Consider the following 26044-nt stretch of genomic DNA (forward strand, 5'->3'; position numbering starts at 1 on the left):
TTCTGTATAGAATTTGTATCCCTGTCAATAATGGGATATGATACTGTTTTTTTCCGTTCATACAGAAGTATTATTCCAGTTGTTGTGCACAAAACGGGAACGTATACATGGGGGAATTTCGGTTAGAATCTAATTTAGCCGAGGTTTCGACGTTTTGAAGGAGGGTTATTTGATGATCGAAATAGAAAAACCAAAAATCGAAACGGTTGAGATCAACGATGATGCCAAGTACGGGAAGTTCATCGTAGAGCCACTTGAGCGTGGATATGGTACCACTTTGGGTAACTCCCTACGTCGTATCCTATTATCTTCACTCCCAGGTGCCGCAGTTACATCGATTCAGGTCGATGGGGTACTTCATGAGTTCTCAACAATTGAAGGCGTCGTAGAGGATGTAACATCCATCATTTTAAACATTAAGAAATTGGCTTTAAAAATCTACTCTGATGAAGAGAAAACTCTTGAGATTGATGTACAGGGTGAAGGTGTCATAAAAGCAGGTAATATCACACATGATAGTGATGTTGAAATCCTAAATCCAGATCTTCCGATTTGTACCTTAGGTTCCAATGGTCAACTTCGTATGAGGTTAACAGCTCGTCGTGGGCGTGGTTATACTCCTGCTGAACAAAATAAACGTGAGGATCAACCAATTGGTGTTATTCCGATCGATTCTATTTTCACACCGGTTTCTCGTGTCATCTATCAAATAGAAAATACTCGTGTAGGTCAAATGACTAATTATGACAAGCTAACGCTTGATGTTTGGACCGATGGTAGCACTGGGCCAAAAGAAGCGATTGCTCTTGGTTCTAAGATTTTGACTGAGCATTTGAATATTTTCGTTGGTTTAACTGACGAAGCTCAAAATGCTGAAATCATGATTGAAAAAGAAGAAGACCAAAAAGAAAAAGTTCTTGAAATGACAATTGAAGAGCTAGATCTTTCTGTTCGTTCATACAACTGCCTAAAGCGTGCTGGAATCAATACTGTTCAGGAATTAGCAAATAAGACTGAAGAAGATATGATGAAAGTTCGAAACTTAGGACGTAAGTCACTTGAAGAAGTGAAGGCGAAACTAGAAGAGCTAGGATTAGGCTTACGTAAAGACGACTGACTAGTTAACGAATAATTAACTAGCTGTTTTCTTGTTAGCTGTTCTTTAATTTACAACTTCAACAAAGGAGGGAACCCTTCATGGCATATAGAAAGTTAGGACGCACAAGCGCACAACGTAAAGCAATGTTGCGTGATTTAACAACAGACTTAATTATCAATGAACGTATCCAAACAACAGAAACCCGTGCGAAAGAAATTCGTGGTACTGTTGAAAAAATGATCACTTTAGGCAAACAAGGCGATCTTCATGCTCGCCGTCAAGCTGCTTCATACGTACGTAATGAGGTTGCAGATGCTGAAAATGGTCAAAGTGCACTTCAAAAATTATTCGCTGATATCGCTCCTCGTTACACTGAGCGACAAGGTGGTTACACTCGTATTATGAAACTTGGACCTCGCCGCGGTGACGGTGCACCAATGGTTATTATCGAGTTAGTTTAATATTTTTAACAGATAACAAGGGCGTTGGACAGTTTAATATCAAACTTGTTCTCTGCCCTTTTTCTGTATAAACCTATATAGTTTAGACCCAAGCCAAAAAGAGCGTTATGATGAGTATGAATCCATATTCCTATGGTATCGGCAGATGCAAGACTTACTTTTCCGGACTGAAAATGTAATTTATATTTTCTTTTTCATATCTCGTCTAGCTCATGCACCTCCTCCCATTTCTTTATAGAAATTCCCTTTTAACAGATTGTGTAGTATCTTTCTGCTTAGGGATGAGGTGCAGGCTTTTTTTGTATGAGGAAAAAGGCCGAAGCAATGTCACTTTACTTCATTTTTAAAAATAAATGTTTTAAGATTAAACTGTTCTAATACTTGGTATTGAGATGGACTCTTTAATTCTGTTTTACAAGGTATGACTGTTACCATCTGTAATTTTTAAAAAGTAAATAAGAGTAGAGAAATGTTTAGTTAGCTGAGTTGAGGGGAGGAATGACAGGTGAAACAACCAATTATTACACTCGAAAAGGTTTCTTTTCATTACGAATCAAGTGAAGACTATGCATTAAAGGATGTCTCCTTTTCTATTTATGAAGGCGAATGGTTAGCTATTGTAGGCCATAATGGGTCGGGGAAGTCAACGATGGCGAAACTATTAAATGGATTGCAATTTCCTCAAGAAGGGGAAATAACGGTTTGTGGTATAAAGCTTAATGAAGATTCTGTGTGGGAGATCCGTAGACAGTTGGGAATGGTCTTTCAAAATCCTGATAATCAATTTGTTGGAACTACAGTTCAGGATGATGTGGCTTTTGGTTTAGAAAATAACGGAATTGAACGCGATGATATGGTCCGAAGAGTAGAGGATTCTTTGAAGAAGGTTAAAATGGATCAGTTTCTTAATCAAGAGCCCCACCATCTTTCCGGCGGTCAAAAGCAACGTGTAGCTATTGCAGGTGTTCTTGCCTTACGACCTTCTATTATTATCCTAGATGAAGCAACATCAATGCTTGATCCAAGAGGTAGAGAAGAAGTGTTGGAGATAGTCAGGGTATTAAAGGAAGAAAAACTGTTGACTGTAATTTCAATCACTCATGATCTGGAAGAAGCTGCAAAGGCAGACAGAATGATTGTCATGAATAAGGGACAAGTTTATCGAGAAGGCACACCTGAAGAAGTCTTTTCAATGGATGAGGAATTAGTACAATTAGGGCTAGATATTCCTTTCTCAATAAAAATGAGCAAGGCAATTCGTAAAAGTGGTATTGATTTATCAAAGCAATACTTATCAGAAGAAGAGTTGGTGACTGAGCTATGGACATATCACTTCAACAAGTAGAATATCGCTACCAAGCAAATACCCCATTTGAGCACCTTGCAATTCAAGATGTATCGATTGACATTCCAACAGGCACGTATATGGCACTTATCGGTCACACTGGCTCTGGAAAATCAACCGTACTCCAACATTTAAATGCTCTTTTACAACCTTCTGCTGGATCAGTAATGATAGGTGATCGTATTATTAAAGCTAAACAAAAAAACAAAAATCTTAAGCAGGTTCGTCAAAGGGTAGGTATTGTATTTCAATTTCCTGAGCATCAATTGTTTGAAGAAACGGTTGAAAAAGATATTATGTTCGGGCCAATGAACTTTGGTGTATCTGAATTGGAAGCAAAAAGGAGAGCGCATATTGCGGTTAAGCAGGTTGGCTTGCAAGAAGATGTCCTTGAAAAGTCTCCATTTGATTTATCCGGAGGACAAATGCGCCGTGTTGCAATTGCTGGTGTACTTGCTATGGATCCTGATGTTATCGTATTAGATGAGCCGACAGCTGGCCTTGATCCGCGGGGCCGCAAAGAGATCATGGATATGTTTTATCAACTTCATAAGACACGGGGTTTATCGACAATACTTGTTACCCATAGCATGGAAGATGCAGCAACATATGCTGACCAAATTATCATTATGCAACAAGGTAAGGTTGTTAAAAAGGGAACTCCAGTAGAAATTTTTTCATCTCCATCAGAGTTAGTTGAAATGGGGCTTGATGTTCCAGAGGTTGTCCGATTTCAGTTGAAGCTGGAACAAAAAACTGGAGTGAAATTCGATAAGATTTATCTTTCTATCGATCAGCTATCCTCTGCAGTTGGGAATCTTTTCACTAGAGGTGATCGAGTATGATGGAAAAAATGATTTTTGGTAGGTATGTCCCTGCGGATTCGATTGTTCATAAAATGGATCCCCGCTCTAAACTGATGATTATCTTTTTATTTGTATGTATCATATTCCTTGCCAATAATTGGGTTACCTATTTAATTATTGGTATTTATACTTTCTTGATGCTTGGTTTATCACGTATTCCTTTTCGGTTTCTATATGCAGGTTTAAAGCCTGTTATATGGCTAGTTCTCTTTACGCTAGTTCTTCAAGTTTTTTTTACAAAGGAAGGAAATCTTCTATATGAGATTGGTCCTTTGAAAATGTATGATGAGGGTGTAAAACAAGGGATCTTTATTTCCATGAGGTTTTTCCTCTTGATCTTAATGACTTCCTTATTAACGCTAACAACTACACCAATTGAAATTACCGATGGTCTTGAAACTTTATTGCATCCACTAAAGAAAATTCACTTTCCAGTTCACGAAATGGCTTTAATGATGTCAATCTCCTTACGATTTATTCCAACATTAATGGAGGAGACAGATAAAATTATGAAAGCGCAAATTGCCAGAGGTGTGGAGTTTGCGAGTGGGCCTTACAAAGAACGGATTAAGGCTGTAATTCCGCTGCTCATCCCACTGTTTGTTGGTTCATTTAAACGAGCAGAGGAGCTAGCGATTGCAATGGAAGCAAGAGGTTATCGAGGTGGAGAAGGGCGAACAAAATATCGGCAATTAAGTTGGAAAACGGTAGATTCACTCCAAATTTTATTACTTGCAGGATTAACAGCACTATTATTCTTATTACGATCTTAATGGAGCAAATGTATGCAAAGATATAAATGCGTAATTTCATATGATGGGGCCGAATTTTCTGGTTATCAGGTTCAACCCAATAAACGTACGGTTCAGGGTGAACTGGAAAGCGTTTTAACTAAAATGCATAAAAGGGACGGGATAAAAGTAACTGGATCAGGAAGGACAGATGCGGGTGTCCATGCAAAAGGACAAGTTATTCATTTTGATTCCAGTCTTTCTATCTCAGAATCAAAGTGGAAAGTTGCGTTAAACTCGTTACTTCCAGAGGATATTTCCATTCTTTCAGTAGAGAAGGCTCGAGAAAATTTTCACGCACGCTTTGATACAGTGGGAAAAGAATATCACTACCATCTTAATTTATCCCTTGATAGAGATCCCTTCCTGCGTAATTATGCTTATCAGTATCCATATAAATTGAACTATGAAGCCATGAGGGAAGCAAGTATGTATTTGTTAGGAACACATGACTTTACGAGTTTTTGTTCTGCAAAAACAGACGTGGTGGACAAAGTCCGAACGATAGAGGAAATTGATTTTTCAGTGGATAAAGAACTCTTCATTCTTCGGTTTGTGGGTAATGGCTTTTTATATAATATGGTTCGAATCCTAGTTGGAACTCTTTTGGAAATTGGTGCTGGCACTCGTTCACCCAAGGAGATTATTACTATTTTAGAAAAAAGGGATCGTCGCTTTGCGGGAAAAACAGCACCAGCTCAGGGCTTGTATCTTTGGGAAGTGTATTATAAGTAGGCTCGTTCCCGCCTCTAGTAGAAGACACATATCCAGCATTCTCACAACTATGTATTAGCTTTTCTAAAACAACACGACCTGGTGTAACATTTTCTTGACATATGCACAACAAGGATATATTATAACATATGAATGTGTTTTTAACCCACGATAAGCCCCGGATCTTATTGTGTTGAAAATATAATGAATATGATTCTTAGAAGGAATTTAATTTAGGAGGTAAAATCATGCGTACAACGTTTATGGCAAACGCTAATAATATCGAACGTAAATGGTACGTAATTGATGCAGAAGGTAAAACTTTAGGACGTCTTGCTTCTGAAGTAGCATCAATTTTACGTGGTAAAAATAAACCAACTTTTACACCACATGTTGACACTGGTGATCATGTTATCATTCTTAATGCATCTAAAGTGCATCTTACAGGTAAAAAACTAACTGACAAGATTTACTACCGTCACAGCTTACATCCAGGTGGTTTAAAAACAAGAACTGCTCTTGAAATGCGTACAAACTATGCTGAGAAAATGATTGAGCTTGCTGTTCGTGGCATGCTTCCAAAAAATACTCTTGGCCGTCAACAATTTAAGAAAATGCACGTTTACGCTGGTAGCGAACATCAGCACCAAGCACAACAACCAGAAGTTTACGAACTTCGCGGTTAATTTTAAAGGAGGCTATTAACTTGGCACAAGTTCAATATATCGGTACTGGTCGCCGTAAGAGCTCTGTCGCACGTGTGCGCTTAGTTCCAGGAAGCGGTAAAATTGTAATCAATGATCGTGACATCGAAAGCTATATCCCATTTGAAGCTTTACGCGTAGTGGTTAAACAACCATTAGTAGCAACTGAAACACTTGGTAGCTATGACGTTCTTGTTAACGTTAGCGGTGGTGGTTACACTGGTCAAGCTGGCGCAATCCGCCATGGTATCGCTCGTGCGTTACTTCAAGCTGACCCAGAATTCCGTCCAACATTAAAGCGCGCTGGATTATTAACTCGTGATGCACGTATGAAAGAACGTAAAAAATACGGTCTTAAAGGTGCTCGTCGTGCGCCTCAGTTCTCAAAACGTTAATTTGCAAGCTTTCAAAGGCTCCCAACCGATTTGGTTGGGGGTCTTTTTCTCCTGTTTAGAAAATTATAATATAGGAACCTGTTAGTAACTTTGATAAAAGGTGAATCGACGTCCAGTGTAAGTAGCTGTCGGAGCTGACCATGGCGACTTACGCTTTTAATCTGGTTGGCAAATACTTGTAAGTAATTAATAAGGTGTAGCATAGTCTATGAAATCTGTGTGGGGAAACAGCCCTTACACGGCTTTTTATTTTAATCAATCTTCATTAACACAAATCTACCCTGATAATATTTGTGTGGATTACCGCTATTATCCAATCATAACCCATTCTTTTATAGCCAAAAATAATATGTCTGCTCATTCAAACAAAGGGGATGGTCGAGTTGAGATGGCACAAAACGATTCTTTCAATGATACAAGAACGCCAAGATAAGAAAGTAGCCTTAGCTATAGACACTTCTACGAATGATGTCCCAACTGTTTTAATTAATAACATAGTGAAATTGTTTGAACAAGTTAAGCCGGATACTATAATGGTTCAAGCAGATTTCAAAATTAGAAGCATTTCACCAGTGAAAAATGATACAATCAACTATTTTACTCATGGTAAATCTTCCTATACATTGGTGTTGGAGTGGGCGGAAGAGGAAAAAGTGGATACATTGTTTTATATTACAGATGTAACAGGCTTTTTACCTGACGAAATGAATCAAGTTGATTATGAAATGTTTTGGCTAGTACCAGGTTCTTTTTTACCGAGAGTTCCGTTTGGAAAAGCAATTAAAGTAACATGAAAAATCCATCCCTTACGATTAGTAGGGGATGGATTTTTGAATGTGTTATATCATTGGTTTTGGATTAATCATGATAAAATACTTGAAAATAGTCTGTCTTTTTTTGATGATTAAAATTAGCATAAATTATGCTATAATATGACCTAGTGATTACATAAAACATCTTCAATTAGCCTATTTATTAACTATAGGGTGGTAACGAAAACTTTTAGTTTTTTGAAATAGTGTTGAGATGGTATATAAATAATTTATACTTGATTTGAAGTGGAAAGAGAGGGTTCATTATGGGCCGTAAGTGGAATAATATTAAAGAAAAAAAAGCATCTAAGGATTCAAACACAAGTCGTATATATGCGAAATTCGGTGTTGAAATTTATGTAGCAGCAAAGCAAGGTGATCCAAATCCAGAATCAAACCAGGCTTTAAAATTCGTACTTGAACGGGCAAAAACGTATAATGTACCAAAAACGATTATTGACCGTGCGATTGAGAAAGCAAAAGGAGGTTCAGAAGAAAATTATACTGAACTTCGTTATGAAGGTTTTGGACCTAATGGATCAATGGTCATTGTAGATGCACTGACAAATAACGTGAATCGTACTGCATCAGATGTACGTGCTGCATTTGGTAAAAACGGTGGAAACATGGGAGTAAGTGGATCTGTAGCTTATATGTTCGATGCTACAGCTGTTATTGGTCTTGAAGGAAAAACAGCAGATGAAGTGCTTGAAATATTGATGGAAGCAGATGTAGACGTACGTGATATTTTAGAAGAAGATGAATCGGTTATCGTTTATGCCGAACCTGACGCGTTCCATTCAGTCCAAGAAGCATTTAAGAATGTTGGAATAACTAATTTTACGGTTGCAGAATTAACAATGCTTGCGCAAAATGACATAACACTTCCAGAAGACGCACAGGCAAAGTTTGAAAAAATGATTGATGCAATTGAAGAATTAGAAGATGTTCAGCAAGTGTACCACAATGTTGATTTAGGGGAATAATCCTAAAATGCAGATAGACCTCATTCTCTAAAAGGATGGTGGAAACCATTCTATTTATAACCATAAAAAAGGCCGATCTTCATTCCGTATTTTTGGAAGAAGAATCGGCTTTTTTGTTTTGATAAAAAATTGGAAAAGGAAAATGGTTTTGGAATTGCATTTCTTGTCACCCTCGGTTAAAGACTAATTCGTAAGAGGTGAGAAACTGTGAATGTAATTACAACACTTAAAGATAAACAACGGGAAAAACAAATAAAATATGAGCGTTCTGTCTTGTCCGATTTATCCATTAATCTACTCAAGGAAAGAGTAAAGCAATTTTTTGGGTCACAAAGAATTACGACGATCATGACTATGAACAAAGGAATTGAAGAAGCGTGTTATGACCTAGCATTGGAATCCTATTTGTTAGGAGCTAAATTCAGCAAATTTGGTTATTATGGAGAAAATATGGAAGAGGTTAGGTTGCGTTGCTTTCATGAAGAAAGACATCTAATTGATACATTATATAACTTTTTGCTTTATTGGGGTGGCGAAGAAGAAGGAACATATAGTGAGTCGTTATATTATATGTGTGAACAGTATGTTTATATATGGTGGCGGGATGGTTATGAAACAGGAGAAAGGCGCCATAAACTTCGTTTACACTGAATTGGATAATTGTCTAGCGTGGGCAGCCGAGCCCTTCGAGGGAATAACCAATAACCGTTATACCTGGGTTACTTGCGCCATTCTTATAATCATTTCTTCCGGTTCTAAATCCGGTCCTTGTCCCATATAAATAAGTGATCTGGGATGAGCGGGAAGGAATGATATCATGAAAAAGAAAAAGTTAAAAGTGATTGGTTTTCTAGTTGGATTAACGGTCTTATTTTTTATCCTACAATATGATTTTATTGAGAATAGTTCCTGGAATTCCTGGAATCTCCCCTTGTCTGGGAAAATTATCTTGCTTGATCCTGGTCATGGTGGGCCAGATGGCGGGGCAGGAGATAAGAAGACACAAGAAAAAGAAATTGCTTTAAATGTTTCATTGAAAGTCAGAGATCTCTTACAAGAACAAGGTGCACTCGTTATTATGACTAGAGAAACCGATAAGGATTTGGCGAGTAGTGATACAAGGGGTTACAGCAGGCGGAAGGTTGAAGATCTGAAAACTAGATTGAAAATGATCAATGACTCAGATACAGACCTTTTTGTAAGTATTCATTTAAACGCGATTCCATCATCAAGATGGAGTGGAGCACAAACTTTTTATGCTCCACAGCATAAAGAAAATGAACGGGTGGCTAAATTTATTCAAGAAGAGCTACGCCGCAATTTAAAAAATACAACGCGGAAAGCGAAACCACTTAATCGGGTATATATTTTAAAAAATGCTAAAAAACCAGGTGCTTTAGTTGAGGTTGGCTTTCTTTCAAATCCAACCGAAAAGGCAAATTTAAAAAAGGATTTATATCAAGAGAAAATTGCTGCTTCGATATATAAAGGAATTATTCGCTATTTTACGAATGAAAAAGAACTAAGAGTAACAGATTAAAGAAGGTGGTATTACCTTCTTTTTTTGCTATCCATAAATTCTGCGAGCGCATAAGTGCAAGTAAGCAATCGCTGGCTAGGGCTTGGGGCTTGCCGCCAAACTTTCATAATGGGATGGGATTTATAGCTAGAAAATGTATATTGCGTTAATATATCCAAATTAGAAATTTAATAAAGAGAAAAGCTATTAAATTACAGAAAAGGAAACTCTATAAGGAGAATGGTGTAATACCAGAAATAAATATTCCATATGTTATTTTTTCTTTTTTTATCGTTATTCAGTTTATGCATATGTGCAGATCGATAGGGGAAGGAATGGGGGACAGTTCATTGGTTGGATTTAACGAAAAAAGATAAAACTCTTCTTTTGCCTTTAATTCTGTTAATTTTTAATACGATGGCTTTTCAATAGATTCGGATAATAAAAAACCTAATTCTTTATTATTTATAATAATTAATCTTTTTGTTTTTTGGTTAACCATCCATATGCCGGCATCCATATAAATCTATTTAGTAGTAGGAACGTAATGAGGCTGGGACAAAACCCACCTCTGAGATGAAAAAGCCGGTGGAATTTTACGATAAGTAAAATTTCACCGGCTTTGATTATTTTCCAATAAAAATAAGGGCCACTTCTGATAAAATAAAGTTACCACACCAAATTTCATCCGAAAGAAGGGTCCTTATGTTCAAAAATTATATCATGAATCAATTAGTTTTGCCTTTAGATTTAGAAGTAAAATTACAAAATAATGATATTGCCTACCATGTCCATCATTTAGTTGAAAGTATCCCTCATGAAGCGTTCGAACCATTTCTTCGAAATGAGGGTTGCCCAGCCTATCATCCACGCATGATGCTTAAAATTATCTTATGTGCCTACACACAATCTGTCTTTTCAGGGCGTAAAATTGAAGCCTTATTAAAAGATAGTATCCGTATGATGTGGCTGGCTCAAGGACATGAACCAAGCTACCGCACAATAAACCGATTCCGTGTTCAATCAGAAGTGAAAGATTTAATCCGCCAATGTTTCGTCCAATTCCGTTGCCAATTGATTGAAGAAAAACTTATCGATCAAGAAGCGGTTTTTATCGATGGCACAAAGATTGAAGCGAATGCGAATAAATTTACGTTTGTCTGGAAGAAATCGGTTGAGAAATATCATCAAAGTTTAATTGAAAAGTCAAATCAGCTATACAATGAACTACTTGAGAACGAAATCATACCTGAAATTAAATGTGAAAGCGATGAACAGTTATCATTGGAAGAGATCGCTCAATTGGTTAAAAAAGTGGACGATGTCGTAACCGAGTATGATAAACAAATTGAAGTATCGACAGACGTTCTAGAACGAAAAGCCTTAAGAAGTGAACGTAAATACCCGAAACAAGTGCGTAAACAGTTGATTGATTTTGTCTTACGAAAACAGAAATACCAACAAGACTTTGAAATATTTGGCACACGTAATAGCTATTCTAAAACAGATCCGGATGCGACATTTATGCGAATGAAAGATGATTATATGCAAAACGGACAATTGAAGGCAGGTTACAATGTACAAATCGCAACGGAAGGTCAATACGCGCTTGCCTATAGTTTATTTTCAAACCCAACAGATACACGTACGTTAATTCCATTTCTAGATGAGATCGAGCAGCATTATTTCGAGTTACCGAAACACATTGTCGCAGATGCAGGTTATGGTAGTGAACAAAACTATAATGATATCCTTTCGAACAGAAAACGAGAAGCACTTATTACGTATAACATGTATTTGAAAGAACAAAAGAAAAAGTATAAACAAAACACATTTAATCCCGACAATTGGCAGTATAATGAAGAAACAGATACATATACATGTCCCAATCAGAAACTTCTTAAATTTCAATATTATTCTATACGTAATGACCGTACAGACTTCCAACGGAAGTTCAAAATCTATGAGTGCGAAGACTGTTCAGGATGCCCGTTCCGTTCATCATGTACAAAAGCAAAAGAAGGAAACAATCGAAAACTAATGGTGAATGAAAAATGGGAACAGCAAAAAGAATATGTAAGAGAGAAGCTTTCAGAAGAGAAAACGAGTGCCATCTATCGAAAACGCAAAATCGATGTGGAACCAGTTTTTGGATTCTTGAAGGCTAATTTGCGTTTCTCTCGGTTTTCTGTACGAGGAAAATCGAAAGTAGAAAACGAAATGGGCCTCGCGTTAATGGCAGTGAATTTAAGAAAATTCACTGCCAACAACTAAGGTAATAGAAGAATTAACACCCCAAAATAGATAAAGGTGAATTTGAGTAAGCTCAAATTCACCTTTCTTACTATTTGAAGCTAGTTATGTCCCAGCCTCTTATAAAAAGGATTAAAATTCGACAAAATCAAAAAAGTAAGCAAAAAGCACCATTTTGATTTTAATAGGTTGACGAAAGTTCATAAATATGACAAAATTTCCAAAGGTTGTATAAAAAAGATAAAAGGAGGGGAAAATATTGCACTATTAATTAAAACAAATTGATTAAATAAATTTACATATACTTATTTTACATTAATATAAAAATATACATAAACGGGTGAAATAATGAAAACAATAATATCCTACGAATTTTATAATTCCTTCAAAAGTTTTAAATCAATTTTAATTATCCTATTTTTTACTTTATCCTCGATACTTACTGCTCATTTCCTTTCTAATCAACCTTCGCTAACAAATTCAATGCATTCTGGATCAGTATATACTTCCAGCATAAAACTTTTAGTCTTTTTCTTTGGATTTCTTTTTGTGTCATCTATTTCACATGATGTGATTAATAAAGAATTAGACTTTCAAACCATTCGCTTGCTTGTTACTAAAACCTCTAAAGGAAATATTATATTTGGTAAATTTTTAGGGGTATTTTTATTCTGGGTTGTATCCACTACTGCATGTTTTATAATTGTTTCCTTATATGCTAAACAATGGTTTTTTCTAGATTATACAGTTGTAATTATATTTTTATTCTTTATAGTTACCATTACTTTATTTTTATCAACAATTATAGCGAAGCCAGGATTAACCATGTTTATAGGGATTTTTATAGGAATTATTGCTCCTATTTTAGGTTTTTGGGCCGCCTTTTCAACAAAATGGTTTCTAATTCCTTTTAGATACTTTTTACCTTATTACTATGTTGTTCAATCTAATGGATATTTAATTTTCCCAGCATTATTCGGTTTTATTTTGTTGTTTATTTCCTACTTTATCTTTAAAAGGAAGGATTTATAATATGAGGGCGATTGAAGTATTTCAACTTGAAAAAAGTTATAAAAAGAAACAGGTATTAAATGGGATTAATTTAGAGGTTAATACAGGAGAAATTTTTGGACTTCTAGGAAGAAATGGGGCTGGGAAATCAACCTTTATTCATACTTTAACAGGAATAACAAATAAAACAGCAGGTAATTTTAAAATTTTGGGTTTTAGTGATAAACAAATTGATCAAATTAAACAAAAAATTGGAGTAATGCCAGATACATCTAATTTATATCAGCATATGAGGGCAATTGATTTTCTAAAATACATGGGGAAAATAAAAGACGAAAAGAAAAAAAATCAAGATTATAAAGATCTTTTAAATCAAGTAGGTTTATTTAATGTTGAAAAAGAAAAAATTAAATCATTCTCTTTTGGAATGAAGAAAAAAATAAGCATTGCTCAAGCATTATTGGGTAATCCGGATTTAGTTTTTTTAGATGAACCTACATCAGGGCTAGATCCAGAGTCAGGTATAGAAATTCAACAGTTAATAAAAAGATTAAAGCAACAAGGAAAAACTATTTTTCTAACTTCGCATAATTTAAATGAAGTAGAAAAGATATGTGATCGAGTTGCTATTATGAGCGAAGGAAAGATAGTTAAAGTTGGAACTGTTCGAGAGCTAAAAATGGCTACTAATGAATCTGTTATTATTCATATTCGTACAAAACCAATTTTGGATAAACAAACAATAAGTACATTAATAAATAATTCAGATTCTATAAGATATCTTAAACAAATTAACGATTTTGCAATTTTTGAATTAGATAGCGAGGAAAATGTTCCTTATTTAATAGACTTATTTAGGGAAAATAATATTAAGATTTATGAAATTAAAATTCAAGAACAAACTTTAGAAGATGTTTTTATGGCTGTATGAAAATAAAAATTCTGAAATTCAGTCAAATACTTGATTAAATAATAACTTTGGCGTAATTCTGTATTTGTGGTCAATGATAAGGAAGGCATCGAATATCCTTGCCAAGATAAATCGTATGATTATTTATTGTTCCAGGGAGAACAAAACGGATTAATAACTTCTATATATATCACTATAACAACGGTTAATATATGTGATACATTTAACTGGTTCACAAGTTTGAATATGATATACTGTTCCTGTAAACGAATTCAATAAGGTGGGTGTTTAGATGTTAACTGAAGTAAAAGTCCGTGAAATACTGGGCGGTCTTAAGGATCCATTTATACATAAAACATTTGCGGAAATAAAAGCTATTCAAGATGTAAAAATAAAAGATGAAAAAAATCATGTAAGTGTTAAGATTGCAATTGCTAAAACAGGCACATCTGAACAACTACAACTTCAGACTCAAATCGTTAACCTTTTAAAAGAAGCTGGAGCGGCGACGGTAGGTATTCGCTTTGGTGAACTTTCTGAGGGAGAATTGGCCAAGCACCGCGGTTCTGCAGGTGAAAGTGATGAAAGCGACAAGAGTTTATTATCGCCTAATAGTAAAACTACTTTTATTGCGGTCGCAAGCGGTAAGGGTGGGGTTGGTAAATCAACTGTTGCTGTTAACCTTGCAGTATCTTTAGCGCGTTTAGGCAAAAAGGTTGGCCTCATTGATGCTGATATTTATGGCTTTAGTGTCCCTGATATGATGGGGATTTCTGAAAGACCTGTAGTCGAAAATGAACGAATTCTTCCGGTAGATCGGTTTGGAGTTAAAGTAATCTCAATGGGCTTCTTTGTTGAAGATAACGCTCCAATCATTTGGCGTGGACCGATGCTTGGAAAAATGTTAAATAGTTTCTTTAAAGAAGTAGAATGGGGAGAACTTGATTACTTGCTATTAGACCTTCCACCAGGAACAGGTGATATAGCATTGGATGTTCATACCATGCTTCCTTCTTGCAAAGAAATCATCGTAACAACTCCGCATCCAACGGCAGCATTTGTAGCTGCGCGTGCAGGAGCGATGGCTTTACGAACTGAACATGAAATTCTTGGTGTTATTGAAAACATGGCCTATTTTGAAAGTAAGGTAACTGGTGAAAAAGAATATGTATTTGGTAAAGGCGGCGGCGATAAATTAGCTGAAGAATTAAACACTGAAGTCTTAGGACGTCTACCGCTAGCTCAACCTAACTGGGATGAAGAGGAGTTTGCTCCTTCCGTCTATCAGGAAGATCACAGTACAGGTAAAATCTACTTAGAAATTGCCAAGCATGTTCTAGCAAGTCTAGATAAATAAAAATGGTAAAGAGGCTGGGACATAACTAGCTTCAAATAGTAAGAAAGGTGAATTTGAGCTTACTCAAATTCACCTTTATCTATTTTGGGGTGTTAATTCTTCTATTACCTTAGTTGTTGGCAGTGAATTTTCTTAAATTCACTGCCATTAACGCGAGGCCCATTTCGTTTTCTACTTTCGATTTTCCTCGTACAGAAAACCGAGAGAAACGCAAATTAGCCTTCAAGAATCCAAAAACTGGTTCCACATCGATTTTGCGTTTTCGATAGATGGCACTCGTTTTCTCTTCTGAAAGCTTCTCTCTTACATATTCTTTTTGCTGTTCCCATTTTTCATTCACCATTAGTTTTCGATTGTTTCCTTCTTTTGCTTTTGTACATGATGAACGGAACGGGCATCCTGAACAGTCTTCGCACTCATAGATTTTGAACTTCCGTTGGAAGTCTGTACGGTCATTACGTATAGAATAATATTGAAATTTAAGAAGTTTCTGATTGGGACATGTATATGTATCTGTTTCTTCATTATACTGCCAATTGTCGGGATTAAATGTGTTTTGTTTATACTTTTTCTTTTGTTCTTTCAAATACATGTTATACGTAATAAGTGCTTCTCGTTTTCTGTTCGAAAGGATATCATTATAGTTTTGTTCACTACCATAACCTGCATCTGCGACAATGTGTTTCGGTAACTCGAAATAATGCTGCTCGATCTCATCTAGAAATGGAATTAACGTACGTGTATCTGTTGGGTTTGAAAATAAACTATAGGCAAGCGCGTATTGACCTTCCGTTGCGATTTGTACATTGTAACCTGCCTTCAATTGTCCGTTTTGCATATAATCATCTTTCATTCGCATAAATGTCGCATCCGGATCTGTTTTAGAATAGCTATTACGTGTGCCAAATATTTCAAAGTCTTGTTGGTATTTCTGTTTTCGTAAGACAAAATCAATCAACTGTTTACGCACTTGTTTCGGGTATTTACGTTCACTTCTTAAGGCTTTTCGTTCTAGAACGTCTGTCGATACTTCAATTTGTTTATCATACTCGGTTACGACATCGTCCACTTTTTTAACCAATTGAGCGATCTCTTCCAATGATAACTGTTCATCGCTTTCACATTTAATTTCAGGTATGATTTCGTTCTCAAGTAGTTCATTGTATAGCTGATTTGACTTTTCAATTAAACTTTGATGATATTTCTCAACCGATTTCTTCCAGACAAACGTAAATTTATTCGCATTCGCTTCAATCTTTGTGCCATCGATAAAAACCGCTTCTTGATCGATAAGTTTTTCTTCAATCAATTGGCAACGGAATTGGACGAAACATTGGCGGATTAAATCTTTCACTTCTGATTGAACACGGAATCGGTTTATTGTGCGGTAGCTTGGTTCATGTCCTTGAGCCAGCCACATCATACGGATACTATCTTTTAATAAGGCTTCAATTTTACGCCCTGAAAAGACAGATTGTGTGTAGGCACATAAGATAATTTTAAGCATCATGCGTGGATGATAGGCTGGGCAACCCTCATTTCGAAGAAATGGTTCGAACGCTTCATGAGGGATACTTTCAACTAAATGATGGACATGGTAGGCAATATCATTATTTTGTAATTTTACTTCTAAATCTAAAGGCAAAACTAATTGATTCATGATATAATTTTTGAACATAAGGACCCTTCTTTCGGATGAAATTTGGTGTGGTAACTTTATTTTATCAGAAGTGGCCCTTATTTTTATTGGAAAATAATCAAAGCCGGTGAAATTTTACTTATCGTAAAATTCCACCGGCTTTTTCATCTCAGAGGTGGGTTTTGTCCCAGCCTCTTTATTACATTGATATATTGTATTAAATTTTATGGATTATCTGTGTGAAATGAAATAAAGCATAAGCATTCCGAAAATGTAAATTGTAACTTTGTTAGTTAGGAAGCACTAGTGCCTTGCTGTAAAAGACTTTCTAGTGGTTCTTGGTGGGAATTTATGCACCACTGCTTTGCCCACCAGATTGTCCACCTGTTTTACTTTGCCCGCTTGTGGGTTGATTTTCACTTGATTTGCCTTTGTTCAATTCACTAGCGGCTTTAATTAAAATTTCCTGCATTTTTACTTTAAACAATGGACTTTCAATTGTTTCGGTTATTACTTTTTGTAAATTATCACGGTATTCCTTACTTTTTAATGAATCAGCCATTTCCTTTTTAATTTCTGGTTCTTTAAATACCTGAATCATCATGTCTCTATATTCAGGATCATTCATCAATTGTTTAAGCAATTTTTCATTTTCTGATTTCATATTTTTAGCAACACCTTCTGCGAACTTAGGGTCACTAAATGTTTTCTTCCAAAATTCAGAAGCTTTATCAGTAGTAAGTGTTTGTTGAATCGTGTCAGACACAACTTTTTGATCCATCACTAATTTTTGCTTCATTTTATCATCAGACATGACATCCTGAATTGCTTTCTTCCCATCATCTGTTTTAAGAATATCGACCACCATTTTTTTTGTTTGTTCGTAATCCACTTGTCCACTTCCGACTGTGTCACTGGAGGAACAACTGTTTAGGAACACCATGACGAGTAGGAGGAGCAACATGCTTTTTGCCTTCATAAAAAAAGCTCCTTTCACAAATAAGTCCTTAATTTTAGAATGAAGATAAATCGCAAATATTATTCGTTAAGTATTTAAAATCTGGATTTTTCAAACTTGGATTGTTACAATCAAGAGGAAAATTAATTTGCTTTTTGGAGGATAAGAGTGTGACTAGCCGTATTTGGGTAAAACTTTTTTTAACAACTTTAATGGTGGGCGGACTCACAACGGCTATTGTTGGTTTTATCGTTCGCTGGAATGAGTTCTTGCCATATTTTACCGAATTTAAACTAATTGATATTTTATCTACAACGATATGGTTAATAGCTATGGGTTTTCTTTTTAGTTTAATTAGTCAAATGGGCTTTTTTGCTTACTTAACAATCCATCGGTTTGGTTTGGGGATTTTCAAATCAGTTTTCCTTTGGAATGCAGTTCAGGTAGTTTTGATTTTATTTGGGCTTTTTGACTTGGTGTACTTAAGGTTTGAAACATTTTCCAAAAGGGGAGAAGACCTTATTCCTTATATCGCCATTGCAGCGGTACTATTGGTAGCGGGTTTAGCTGTTGCATGGTTAAAAACGAAGCAGACTAATAAAGATGCGTTCATTCCAGCACTTTTCTTTATGATAGTGGTAACAATTTTAGAGTGGGTTCCTGTATTAAGAGTAAATGAAAAAAGTTGGCTTTATCTTATGATGTTTTCATTAATAACATGCAATGCATATCAATTATTAATACTACATAAGCTAAATGCTCAATCTGAAGTGGTACGGAAAAGGCTGATTGGAAGCAATAATAAAAGGGAAGTAAAAAATAAATTGCAAAAAAAACCGTCCAATTGAAAATTTGTTGGACGGTTTTTATGTTTATTTAATTTCTGTCGATTGAACATTTCCATTTGCAATCATTTCAGATACTGTTACAAGCTTAAAACCATGATCCCGTAAACTCCCTATGATTTGAGGTAATGCTTTTGCTGTTTGTTTCGCAGAGTCTGATGCGTGTAGAAGAATGATATCACCCTTTTTTGAATGCAGGGTATTTTCTACAATGTCTTTTACTCCTGGATTTGTCCAATCTTTTGAATCCACGCTCCAATGGACGACTGTGTACCCGTATCGCTCAGCGATATTTAAAGTTCGTTCATCAAAATGTCCAGTTGGTGCACGTAAAAGTTTTATATTCTTTACATTCAATTTATGAAATGATTCCTGGGCCATTGAAATATCTTTCTTAATTTTGGTATCTTCTATGTCGGTGTAATCCACATAGGTATAGCCGAGAATTCCAATTTCATAACCATCCTTTACAATACGATTGACAAGATCCGGATGACGTTCAGCCCATGAGCCTGCTAAAAAAAAGGTAGCAGATTGAACATTTTCTTTTTTTAAGACATCCAGGATGGGTTCTGCTTTTTCATCTCCCCAGCCAATATTAAAAGTAAGTGCAATATCCTTTTCTCCTCTGTAGACTGCCTTGGGCCCATCTTTTGTTGAAAAGACAGGCAGCTGTGAAATATTTCCGATATAAAGAAACCAAGCTGCAAAAAAAGCCATAACCAAAATTAACGAAATTTGTTTTATAAATTTTCCATTTACCACCATAAAGATATTCATTTTATCACCTCGTCCAATACTGTCCATATCACATACATATGCATGTATTTTCTCGATATGATAAAAGATTTTAATCATAAAAAACGGATAATTGGAAATGAATACTAATAACGCTGTATCAAGGAGTGTTATGATGATAGGTATTTTAATTAATGAAAAAGAGGCAAAGGAAGTTGAATACTTAATCAAGAGAGAAATGGATGAAATTTTATTTGATTTTACGGATGAAAGAATAGACCATATCACAAAGAAAGCAATGGAAGAGAGATACAAAGTTTTATTTGATTTATTTATCCGAGTTGCCCCACCATGTGATTGCTTAAAATATATGAGAAAGAAGAAAAAGGATGGATAATAAGTAGAAAAGTATTTTAGTAAAAAAGAATTGACTTTTATTTTAAACCTTGGTATATTAATAAACGTCGCTGCTGGTGATTGAGAAACAACAATTATTATTTTGAAAAAAGTTGTTGACATCAATTGCTGTAGATGGTATATTAATAAAGTCGCTTCTGAGCGATAGAGTAAATAGCTCCTTGAAAACTAAACAAACAAAAACGTCAACAAACAAACAAAAATATAGTGTTTGCTTTTAGCAACACTAGCCAACGTAAACTATGAGCTAAACTCATACTTTCTTTTATGGAGAGTTTGATCCTGGCTCAGGACGAACGCTGGCGGCGTGCCTAATACATGCAAGTCGAGCGAATTTTTAGGAGCTTGCTCCTAAAAATTAGCGGCGGACGGGTGAGTAACACGTGGGCAACCTGCCTGTAAGACTGGGATAACTTCGGGAAACCGGAGCTAATACCGGATAATCCTTTTCCTCACATGAGGGAAAGCTGAAAGACGGTTTCGGCTGTCACTTACAGATGGGCCCGCGGCGCATTAGCTAGTTGGTGAGGTAACGGCTCACCAAGGCGACGATGCGTAGCCGACCTGAGAGGGTGATCGGCCACACTGGGACTGAGACACGGCCCAGACTCCTACGGGAGGCAGCAGTAGGGAATCTTCCGCAATGGACGAAAGTCTGACGGAGCAACGCCGCGTGAACGATGAAGGCCTTCGGGTCGTAAAGTTCTGTTGTTAGGGAAGAACAAGTATCGGAGTAACTGCCGGTACCTTGACGGTACCTAACCAGAAAGCCACGGCTAACTACGTGCCAGCAGCCGCGGTAATACGTAGGTGGCAAGCGTTGTCCGGAATTATTGGGCGTAAAGCGCGCGCAGGCGGTCCTTTAAGTCTGATGTGAAAGCCCACGGCTCAACCGTGGAGGGTCATTGGAAACTGGGGACTTGAGTACAGAAGAGGAAAGTGGAATTCCACGTGTAGCGGTGAAATGCGTAGAGATGTGGAGGAACACCAGTGGCGAAGGCGACTTTCTGGTCTGTAACTGACGCTGAGGCGCGAAAGCGTGGGGAGCAAACAGGATTAGATACCCTGGTAGTCCACGCCGTAAACGATGAGTGCTAAGTGTTAGAGGGTTTCCGCCCTTTAGTGCTGCAGCTAACGCATTAAGCACTCCGCCTGGGGAGTACGGCCGCAAGGCTGAAACTCAAAGGAATTGACGGGGGCCCGCACAAGCGGTGGAGCATGTGGTTTAATTCGAAGCAACGCGAAGAACCTTACCAGGTCTTGACATCCTCTGACAACCCTAGAGATAGGGCTTTCCCCTTCGGGGGACAGAGTGACAGGTGGTGCATGGTTGTCGTCAGCTCGTGTCGTGAGATGTTGGGTTAAGTCCCGCAACGAGCGCAACCCTTGATCTTAGTTGCCAGCATTCAGTTGGGCACTCTAAGGTGACTGCCGGTGACAAACCGGAGGAAGGTGGGGATGACGTCAAATCATCATGCCCCTTATGACCTGGGCTACACACGTGCTACAATGGATGGTACAAAGGGCTGCAAAACCGCGAGGTTAAGCGAATCCCATAAAACCATTCTCAGTTCGGATTGTAGGCTGCAACTCGCCTACATGAAGCTGGAATCGCTAGTAATCGCGGATCAGCATGCCGCGGTGAATACGTTCCCGGGCCTTGTACACACCGCCCGTCACACCACGAGAGTTTGTAACACCCGAAGTCGGTGGGGTAACCGTAAGGAGCCAGCCGCCTAAGGTGGGACAGATGATTGGGGTGAAGTCGTAACAAGGTAGCCGTATCGGAAGGTGCGGCTGGATCACCTCCTTTCTAAGGAATATATTCTGACTTTGGGTCAGATATAAAACGTTTGCTCTGACGTTTCTTGTTTGTTTAGTTTTGAGGGAGTAATTCCTCGAAGCTTTATTTTTTTGTCTCTGCGAGTAGTCATTATCGCAAGGCAAGATGAAGTATTGTTCCTTGAAAACTAGATAATCGTAAGAAGAAGTCAAAGTAAGAACCGAGTAATCGCCATTTTAGTTTTCTCTCTTATTTATAAGAGTAGTAAGACAAACCAGCTGATGAAGAAATTCATTACTGATCATTTGTCTATAGGTTAAGTTAGAAAGGGCGCACGGTGAATGCCTTGGCACTAGGAGCCGATGAAGGACGGGACTAACACCGATATGCTTCGGGGAGCTGTAAGTAAGCTTTGATCCGGAGATTTCCGAATGGGGGAACCCACTGTTCGTAATGGAGCAGTATCTTTACCTGAATACATAGGGTATTGAAGGTAGACCCGGGGAACTGAAACATCTAAGTACCCGGAGGAAGAGAAAGCAAACGCGATTCCCTGAGTAGCGGCGAGCGAAACGGGAAATAGCCCAAACCAAGAGGCTTGCCTCTTGGGGTTGTAGGACACTCAATATGGAGTTACAAAGGAACGGGGTAAATGAAGCGACCTGGAAAGGTCAGCCGTAGAAGGTAAAAGCCCTGTAGTTGAAACTTCGTTCCCTCCTGAGTGGATCCTGAGTACGGCCGGACACGTGAAATCCGGTCGGAAGCAGGGAGGACCATCTCCCAAGGCTAAATACTCCCTAGTGACCGATAGTGAACCAGTACCGTGAGGGAAAGGTGAAAAGCACCCCGGAAGGGGAGTGAAATAGTTCCTGAAACCGTGTGCCTACAAGTAGTCAAAGCCCATTAATGGGTAATGGCGTGCCTTTTGTAGAATGAACCGGCGAGTTACGATTACATGCAAGGTTAAGTTGAAAAGACGGAGCCGCAGCGAAAGCGAGTCTGAATAGGGCGAATGAGTATGTGGTCGTAGACCCGAAACCAGGTGATCTACCCATGTCCAGGGTGAAGTCCAGGTAACACTGGATGGAGGCCCGAACCCACGCACGTTGAAAAGTGCGGGGATGAGGTGTGGGTAGCGGAGAAATTCCAATCGAACTTGGAGATAGCTGGTTCTCTCCGAAATAGCTTTAGGGCTAGCCTCACGTAGTAAGAGTCTTGGAGGTAGAGCACTGTTTGGACTAGGGGCCCTCATCGGGTTACCGAATTCAGACAAACTCCGAATGCCAAAGACTTATCCGTGGGAGTCAGACTGCGAGTGATAAGATCCGTAGTCAAGAGGGAAACAGCCCAGACCACCAGCTAAGGTCCCAAAGTATACGTTAAGTGGAAAAGGATGTGGAGTTGCTTAGACAACCAGGATGTTGGCTCAGAAGCAGCCACCATTTAAAGAGTGCGTAATAGCTCACTGGTCGAGTGACTCTGCGCCGAAAATGTACCGGGGCTAAACGTATCACCGAAGCTGTGGATTGACATCTTAGATGTCAGTGGTAGGAGAGCGTTCTAAGGGCGTTGAAGCTAGATCGTAAGGACTAGTGGAGCGCTTAGAAGTGAGAATGCCGGTATGAGTAGCGAAAGATGAGTGAGAATCTCATCCACCGAATGCCCAAGGTTTCCTGAGGAAGGCTCGTCCGCTCAGGGTTAGTCGGGACCTAAGCCGAGGCCGAAAGGCGTAGGCGATGGATAACAGGTTGATATTCCTGTACCACCTCTTTATCGTTTGAGCAATGGGGGGACGCAGAAGGATAGGGTAAGCGCGCTGTTGGATATGCGCGTCTAAGCAGTTAGGCTGTCAGTGAGGCAAATCCCGCTGACGTGAAGGCTGAGCTGTGATAGCGAGGGAAATTTAGTACCGAAGTTCCTGATTCCACACTGCCAAGAAAAGCCTCTAGCGAGATAAATGGTGCCCGTACCGCAAACCGACACAGGTAGGCGAGGAGAGAATCCTAAGGTGAGCGAGAGAACTCTCGTTAAGGAACTCGGCAAAATGACCCCGTAACTTCGGGAGAAGGGGTGCTCTTTGGGTGAATAGCCTCGAAGAGCCGCAGTGAATAGGCCCAGGCGACTGTTTAGCAAAAACACAGGTCTCTGCGAAGCCGCAAGGCGAAGTATAGGGGCTGACGCCTGCCCGGTGCTGGAAGGTTAAAAGGAGGGGTTAGCGCAAGCGAAGCTCTGAATTGAAGCCCCAGTAAACGGCGGCCGTAACTATAACGGTCCTAAGGTAGCGAAATTCCTTGTCGGGTAAGTTCCGACCCGCACGAAAGGCGTAACGATCTGGGCACTGTCTCAACGAGAGACTCGGTGAAATTATAGTACCTGTGAAGATGCAGGTTACCCGCGACAGGACGGAAAGACCCCGTGGAGCTTTACTGTAGCCTGATATTGAATTTTGGTACAGCTTGTACAGGATAGGTAGGAGCCTGAGAAGCCGGAGCGCTAGCTTCGGTGGAGGCGTCGGTGGGATACTACCCTGGCTGTATTGAAATTCTAACCCACACCCACATATCTGGGTGGGAGACAGTGTCAGGTGGGCAGTTTGACTGGGGCGGTCGCCTCCTAAAGAGTAACGGAGGCGCCCAAAGGTTCCCTCAGAATGGTTGGAAATCATTCGTAGAGTGTAAAGGCACAAGGGAGCTTGACTGCGAGACCTACAAGTCGAGCAGGGACGAAAGTCGGGCTTAGTGATCCGGTGGTTCCGCATGGAAGGGCCATCGCTCAACGGATAAAAGCTACCCGGGGATAACAGGCTTATCTCCCCAAGAGTCCACATCGACGGGGAGGTTTGGCACCTCGATGTCGGCTCATCGCATCCTGGGGCTGTAGTCGGTCCCAAGGGTTGGGCTGTTCGCCCATTAAAGCGGTACGCGAGCTGGGTTCAGAACGTCGTGAGACAGTTCGGTCCCTATCCGTCGTGGGCGCAGGAAATTTGAGAGGAGCTGTCCTTAGTACGAGAGGACCGGGATGGACGCACCGCTGGTGTACCAGTTGTCTTGCCAAAGGCATCGCTGGGTAGCTATGTGCGGACGGGATAAGTGCTGAAAGCATCTAAGCATGAAGCCCCCCTCAAGATGAGATTTCCCATAGCGTCAAGCTAGTAAGATCCCTGAAAGATGATCAGGTTGATAGGTCAGAGGTGGAAGCGTGGCAACATGTGGAGCTGACTGATACTAATCGATCGAGGACTTAACCATTTTTAAAGCGATCTCGTGTTTTACTTCTTCTTCTAAGATTATCTAGTTTTGAGGGAATGAAAATTTTCTCTTGCAAAAGTTTCAAAAGGCATTATAATAAAATATGTCTGATGAAAATAGTCTGGTAATTATGGCAAGAAGGTCACACCCGTTCCCATACCGAACACGGAAGTTAAGCTTCTTTGCGCCGATGGTAGTTGGGACTTTGTCCCTGTGAGAGTAGGACGTTGCCAGGCTAATAATTTTTGCATTATTCCGCAGTAGCTCAGTGGTAGAGCTATCGGCTGTTAACCGATCGGTCGTAGGTTCGAGTCCTACCTGCGGAGCCATTTTTTTGAATTTTAACAAGCCCATTGTTGGGAATGCAAGCGGATATGCTTCCATAGCTCAGCAGGTAGAGCACTTCCATGGTAAGGAAGAGGTCAGCGGTTCGAGCCCGCTTGGGAGCTTACTAATTAAATTATATGGCCCCTTGGTCAAGTGGTTAAGACACCTCCCTTTCACGGAGGTAACACGGGTTCGAGTCCCGTAGGGGTCACCATTATGGAGGATTAGCTCAGCTGGGAGAGCATCTGCCTTACAAGCAGAGGGTCGGCGGTTCGATCCCGTCATCCTCCACCATTTATATTATTGTAATGCCGGCCTAGCTCAATTGGTAGAGCAACTGACTTGTAATCAGTAGGTTGGGGGTTCAAGTCCTCTGGCCGGCACCATTTTTAAAAAAATAAATATGGAGGGGTAGCGAAGTGGCTAAACGCGGCGGACTGTAAATCCGCTCCCTCCGGGTTCGGCGGTTCGAATCCGTCCCCCTCCACCATTTATAATATTTTTTAAAATGGATATACTACATAATGTACTGAGGAACATTTTCATTATTGGGCTATAGCCAAGCGGTAAGGCATCGCACTTTGACTGCGACATGCGTTGGTTCAAATCCAGCTAGCCCAGCCAAGAGCCATTAGCTCAGTTGGTAGAGCATCTGACTTTTAATCAGAGGGTCGAAGGTTCGAGTCCTTCATGGCTCATAATATTACAATAAATAAACTCTTGGGGAAACCCAAGAGTTTTTGCGTATAAATAAATAGTTTGGGAAGTTTGAGTCATATGAATTTTACTATTTTTAAAACATTGAAGTTTTTAAATTTTCGCATATATATACATAAATTTGTCGAGTTGAGTCATTTCATTGAAAG

The 26044-nt window shown here is 38.8% G+C and carries 22 protein-coding genes, 8 tRNA genes and 3 rRNA genes; 30 read left to right on the forward strand and 3 right to left on the reverse strand.

The window, feature by feature from the left end:
* Positions 1-172: 172 nt before the first annotated feature.
* The 17 genes from RCG20_RS12065 to RCG20_RS12145 all read left to right on the forward strand — a co-directional run bounded on the left by RCG20_RS12065 (position 173) and on the right by RCG20_RS12145 (position 15223).
* Complete coding sequence (locus RCG20_RS12065) at positions 173-1117, forward strand: DNA-directed RNA polymerase subunit alpha (protein ID WP_308180403.1); 945 nt, start codon at positions 173-175, stop codon at positions 1115-1117.
* A gap of 80 nt (positions 1118-1197) precedes the next feature.
* Positions 1198-1560 (forward strand): 50S ribosomal protein L17, encoded by a 363-nt coding sequence (rplQ, locus tag RCG20_RS12070; protein ID WP_308180404.1) that lies wholly within the window; start codon positions 1198-1200, stop codon positions 1558-1560.
* Positions 1561-2065: 505 nt separating this feature from the next.
* On the forward strand, positions 2066-2905 hold the full coding sequence (locus RCG20_RS12075; protein WP_308180405.1) for an energy-coupling factor ABC transporter ATP-binding protein: 840 nt from the start codon (positions 2066-2068) through the stop codon (positions 2903-2905).
* Positions 2881-3750, forward strand: coding sequence for an energy-coupling factor ABC transporter ATP-binding protein (locus tag RCG20_RS12080; RefSeq protein ID WP_308180406.1), 870 nt, complete (start codon positions 2881-2883; stop codon positions 3748-3750). The genes RCG20_RS12075 and RCG20_RS12080 overlap by 25 nt, the downstream gene beginning before the upstream one ends.
* Positions 3747-4544: an energy-coupling factor transporter transmembrane component T family protein gene (locus RCG20_RS12085; protein WP_308180407.1), complete on the forward strand. Its 798-nt coding sequence runs from the start codon at positions 3747-3749 to the stop codon at positions 4542-4544. The genes RCG20_RS12080 and RCG20_RS12085 overlap by 4 nt, the downstream gene beginning before the upstream one ends.
* 12 nt (positions 4545-4556) lie before the next feature.
* On the forward strand, positions 4557-5297 hold the full coding sequence (truA, locus tag RCG20_RS12090) for a tRNA pseudouridine(38-40) synthase TruA (RefSeq protein ID WP_308180408.1): 741 nt from the start codon (positions 4557-4559) through the stop codon (positions 5295-5297).
* Positions 5298-5524: 227 nt separating this feature from the next.
* Positions 5525-5962 (forward strand): 50S ribosomal protein L13, encoded by a 438-nt coding sequence (gene rplM, locus RCG20_RS12095; protein ID WP_308180409.1) that lies wholly within the window; start codon positions 5525-5527, stop codon positions 5960-5962.
* Between the two features lie 20 nt (positions 5963-5982).
* Entirely contained in the window at positions 5983-6375 is a 393-nt protein-coding gene (gene rpsI, locus RCG20_RS12100) for a 30S ribosomal protein S9 (protein WP_308180410.1), read from the forward strand.
* Between the two features lie 208 nt (positions 6376-6583).
* Positions 6584-6808, forward strand: coding sequence for a hypothetical protein (locus tag RCG20_RS12105; RefSeq protein ID WP_308180411.1), 225 nt, complete (start codon positions 6584-6586; stop codon positions 6806-6808).
* Complete coding sequence (locus RCG20_RS12110; protein WP_308180412.1) at positions 6759-7169, forward strand: vWA domain-containing protein; 411 nt, start codon at positions 6759-6761, stop codon at positions 7167-7169. Before RCG20_RS12105 ends, RCG20_RS12110 begins: the two co-directional genes overlap by 50 nt.
* 284 nt (positions 7170-7453) lie before the next feature.
* The gene (locus RCG20_RS12115; protein WP_308180413.1) at positions 7454-8173 is read left to right on the forward strand and encodes a YebC/PmpR family DNA-binding transcriptional regulator; all 720 of its coding nucleotides are present in this window, start codon (positions 7454-7456) and stop codon (positions 8171-8173) included.
* Between the two features lie 207 nt (positions 8174-8380).
* Positions 8381-8824: a DUF2521 family protein gene (locus tag RCG20_RS12120; protein ID WP_308180414.1), complete on the forward strand. Its 444-nt coding sequence runs from the start codon at positions 8381-8383 to the stop codon at positions 8822-8824.
* Between the two features lie 166 nt (positions 8825-8990).
* Positions 8991-9713, forward strand: a complete 723-nt coding sequence (gene cwlD, locus RCG20_RS12125) for an N-acetylmuramoyl-L-alanine amidase CwlD (protein ID WP_308180415.1) — start codon at positions 8991-8993, stop codon at positions 9711-9713.
* Positions 9714-10397: 684 nt separating this feature from the next.
* The gene (locus RCG20_RS12130; RefSeq protein ID WP_308180416.1) at positions 10398-11966 is read left to right on the forward strand and encodes an IS1182 family transposase; all 1569 of its coding nucleotides are present in this window, start codon (positions 10398-10400) and stop codon (positions 11964-11966) included.
* 327 nt (positions 11967-12293) lie between these two features.
* Positions 12294-12977 carry an ABC transporter permease subunit gene (locus tag RCG20_RS12135; RefSeq protein WP_374120464.1) on the forward strand — a complete coding sequence of 228 codons (684 nt, stop codon included), beginning with the start codon at positions 12294-12296 and terminating at the stop codon, positions 12975-12977.
* A 1-nt stretch (position 12978) separates the two neighbouring features.
* Positions 12979-13887, forward strand: a complete 909-nt coding sequence (locus tag RCG20_RS12140; RefSeq protein WP_308180418.1) for an ABC transporter ATP-binding protein — start codon at positions 12979-12981, stop codon at positions 13885-13887.
* A gap of 271 nt (positions 13888-14158) precedes the next feature.
* On the forward strand, positions 14159-15223 hold the full coding sequence (locus RCG20_RS12145) for an Mrp/NBP35 family ATP-binding protein (protein WP_308180419.1): 1065 nt from the start codon (positions 14159-14161) through the stop codon (positions 15221-15223).
* Positions 15224-15332: 109 nt separating this feature from the next.
* Here RCG20_RS12145 and RCG20_RS12150 read toward each other — a convergent pair whose 3' ends face one another.
* Both RCG20_RS12150 and gerD read right to left on the reverse strand, forming a co-directional pair.
* Complete coding sequence (locus RCG20_RS12150; protein WP_308180416.1) at positions 15333-16901, reverse strand: IS1182 family transposase; 1569 nt, start codon at positions 16899-16901, stop codon at positions 15333-15335.
* A gap of 310 nt (positions 16902-17211) precedes the next feature.
* Positions 17212-17841, reverse strand: coding sequence for a spore germination lipoprotein GerD (gerD, locus tag RCG20_RS12155; RefSeq protein ID WP_308180420.1), 630 nt, complete (start codon positions 17839-17841; stop codon positions 17212-17214).
* A 149-nt stretch (positions 17842-17990) separates the two neighbouring features.
* Between gerD and RCG20_RS12160 the strand changes: the two genes are divergently transcribed.
* Positions 17991-18668 carry a KinB-signaling pathway activation protein gene (locus RCG20_RS12160; RefSeq protein WP_308180421.1) on the forward strand — a complete coding sequence of 226 codons (678 nt, stop codon included), beginning with the start codon at positions 17991-17993 and terminating at the stop codon, positions 18666-18668.
* A gap of 24 nt (positions 18669-18692) precedes the next feature.
* Here the strand turns inward: RCG20_RS12160 and pdaB are convergent, their stop codons facing one another.
* A complete protein-coding gene (pdaB, locus tag RCG20_RS12165) occupies positions 18693-19445 on the reverse strand; it encodes a polysaccharide deacetylase family sporulation protein PdaB (RefSeq protein WP_308180422.1) in 753 nt (250 codons plus the stop codon).
* A gap of 133 nt (positions 19446-19578) precedes the next feature.
* Between pdaB and RCG20_RS12170 the strand changes: the two genes are divergently transcribed.
* The 12 genes from RCG20_RS12170 (at position 19579) to RCG20_RS12225 (ending at position 25876) form a co-directional block, all read left to right on the forward strand.
* Positions 19579-19800: a hypothetical protein gene (locus RCG20_RS12170; protein ID WP_308180423.1), complete on the forward strand. Its 222-nt coding sequence runs from the start codon at positions 19579-19581 to the stop codon at positions 19798-19800.
* Between the two features lie 284 nt (positions 19801-20084).
* Positions 20085-21633, forward strand: a 16S ribosomal RNA gene (locus RCG20_RS12175).
* A 284-nt stretch (positions 21634-21917) separates the two neighbouring features.
* Positions 21918-24851 (forward strand): 23S ribosomal RNA (locus RCG20_RS12180).
* Positions 24852-24971: 120 nt separating this feature from the next.
* Positions 24972-25087: ribosomal RNA gene (rrf, locus tag RCG20_RS12185) — 5S ribosomal RNA — on the forward strand.
* The 16S, 23S and 5S rRNA genes sit together here with 8 tRNA genes alongside, the layout of an rRNA operon.
* A gap of 18 nt (positions 25088-25105) precedes the next feature.
* Positions 25106-25180: transfer RNA gene (locus RCG20_RS12190), tRNA-Asn, on the forward strand.
* A gap of 47 nt (positions 25181-25227) precedes the next feature.
* Positions 25228-25300: transfer RNA gene (locus RCG20_RS12195), tRNA-Thr, on the forward strand.
* Positions 25301-25317: 17 nt separating this feature from the next.
* Positions 25318-25392, forward strand: a tRNA-Glu gene (locus RCG20_RS12200).
* A gap of 4 nt (positions 25393-25396) precedes the next feature.
* Positions 25397-25472: transfer RNA gene (locus RCG20_RS12205), tRNA-Val, on the forward strand.
* 16 nt (positions 25473-25488) lie between these two features.
* Positions 25489-25564: transfer RNA gene (locus RCG20_RS12210), tRNA-Thr, on the forward strand.
* 19 nt (positions 25565-25583) lie between these two features.
* Positions 25584-25668 (forward strand) — tRNA-Tyr (locus tag RCG20_RS12215).
* A 59-nt stretch (positions 25669-25727) separates the two neighbouring features.
* Positions 25728-25802 (forward strand) — tRNA-Gln (locus RCG20_RS12220).
* 1 nt (position 25803) lies between these two features.
* Positions 25804-25876, forward strand: a tRNA-Lys gene (locus tag RCG20_RS12225).
* The last annotated feature ends 168 nt before the right edge of the window (positions 25877-26044 follow it).

This window comes from Neobacillus sp. PS3-40, assembly GCF_030915485.1.
Taxonomy (GTDB): domain Bacteria; phylum Bacillota; class Bacilli; order Bacillales; family Cytobacillaceae; genus JAUZPL01.

Excerpts from the sequence above, each read along its gene's own strand:
- RCG20_RS12065 (WP_308180403.1), top strand. The coding sequence starts at position 173 with ATGATCGAAATAGAAAAACCAAAAATCGAAACGGTTGAGATCAACGAT.
- rplQ (WP_308180404.1), top strand. The coding sequence starts at position 1,198 with ATGGCATATAGAAAGTTAGGACGCACAAGCGCACAACGTAAAGCAATG.
- RCG20_RS12080 (WP_308180406.1), top strand. The coding sequence starts at position 2,881 with ATGGACATATCACTTCAACAAGTAGAATATCGCTACCAAGCAAATACC.
- RCG20_RS12085 (WP_308180407.1), top strand. The coding sequence starts at position 3,747 with ATGATGGAAAAAATGATTTTTGGTAGGTATGTCCCTGCGGATTCGATT.
- truA (WP_308180408.1), top strand. The coding sequence starts at position 4,557 with ATGCAAAGATATAAATGCGTAATTTCATATGATGGGGCCGAATTTTCT.
- rplM (WP_308180409.1), top strand. The coding sequence starts at position 5,525 with ATGCGTACAACGTTTATGGCAAACGCTAATAATATCGAACGTAAATGG.
- RCG20_RS12105 (WP_308180411.1), top strand. The coding sequence starts at position 6,584 with ATGAAATCTGTGTGGGGAAACAGCCCTTACACGGCTTTTTATTTTAAT.
- RCG20_RS12115 (WP_308180413.1), top strand. The coding sequence starts at position 7,454 with ATGGGCCGTAAGTGGAATAATATTAAAGAAAAAAAAGCATCTAAGGAT.
- cwlD (WP_308180415.1), top strand. The coding sequence starts at position 8,991 with ATGAAAAAGAAAAAGTTAAAAGTGATTGGTTTTCTAGTTGGATTAACG.
- RCG20_RS12130 (WP_308180416.1), top strand. The coding sequence starts at position 10,398 with ATGTTCAAAAATTATATCATGAATCAATTAGTTTTGCCTTTAGATTTA.
- RCG20_RS12135 (WP_374120464.1), top strand. The coding sequence starts at position 12,294 with ATGAAAACAATAATATCCTACGAATTTTATAATTCCTTCAAAAGTTTT.
- RCG20_RS12140 (WP_308180418.1), top strand. The coding sequence starts at position 12,979 with ATGAGGGCGATTGAAGTATTTCAACTTGAAAAAAGTTATAAAAAGAAA.
- RCG20_RS12145 (WP_308180419.1), top strand. The coding sequence starts at position 14,159 with ATGTTAACTGAAGTAAAAGTCCGTGAAATACTGGGCGGTCTTAAGGAT.
- RCG20_RS12150 (WP_308180416.1), bottom strand. The coding sequence starts at position 16,901 with ATGTTCAAAAATTATATCATGAATCAATTAGTTTTGCCTTTAGATTTA.
- gerD (WP_308180420.1), bottom strand. The coding sequence starts at position 17,841 with ATGAAGGCAAAAAGCATGTTGCTCCTCCTACTCGTCATGGTGTTCCTA.
- pdaB (WP_308180422.1), bottom strand. The coding sequence starts at position 19,445 with ATGAATATCTTTATGGTGGTAAATGGAAAATTTATAAAACAAATTTCG.
- RCG20_RS12170 (WP_308180423.1), top strand. The coding sequence starts at position 19,579 with ATGATAGGTATTTTAATTAATGAAAAAGAGGCAAAGGAAGTTGAATAC.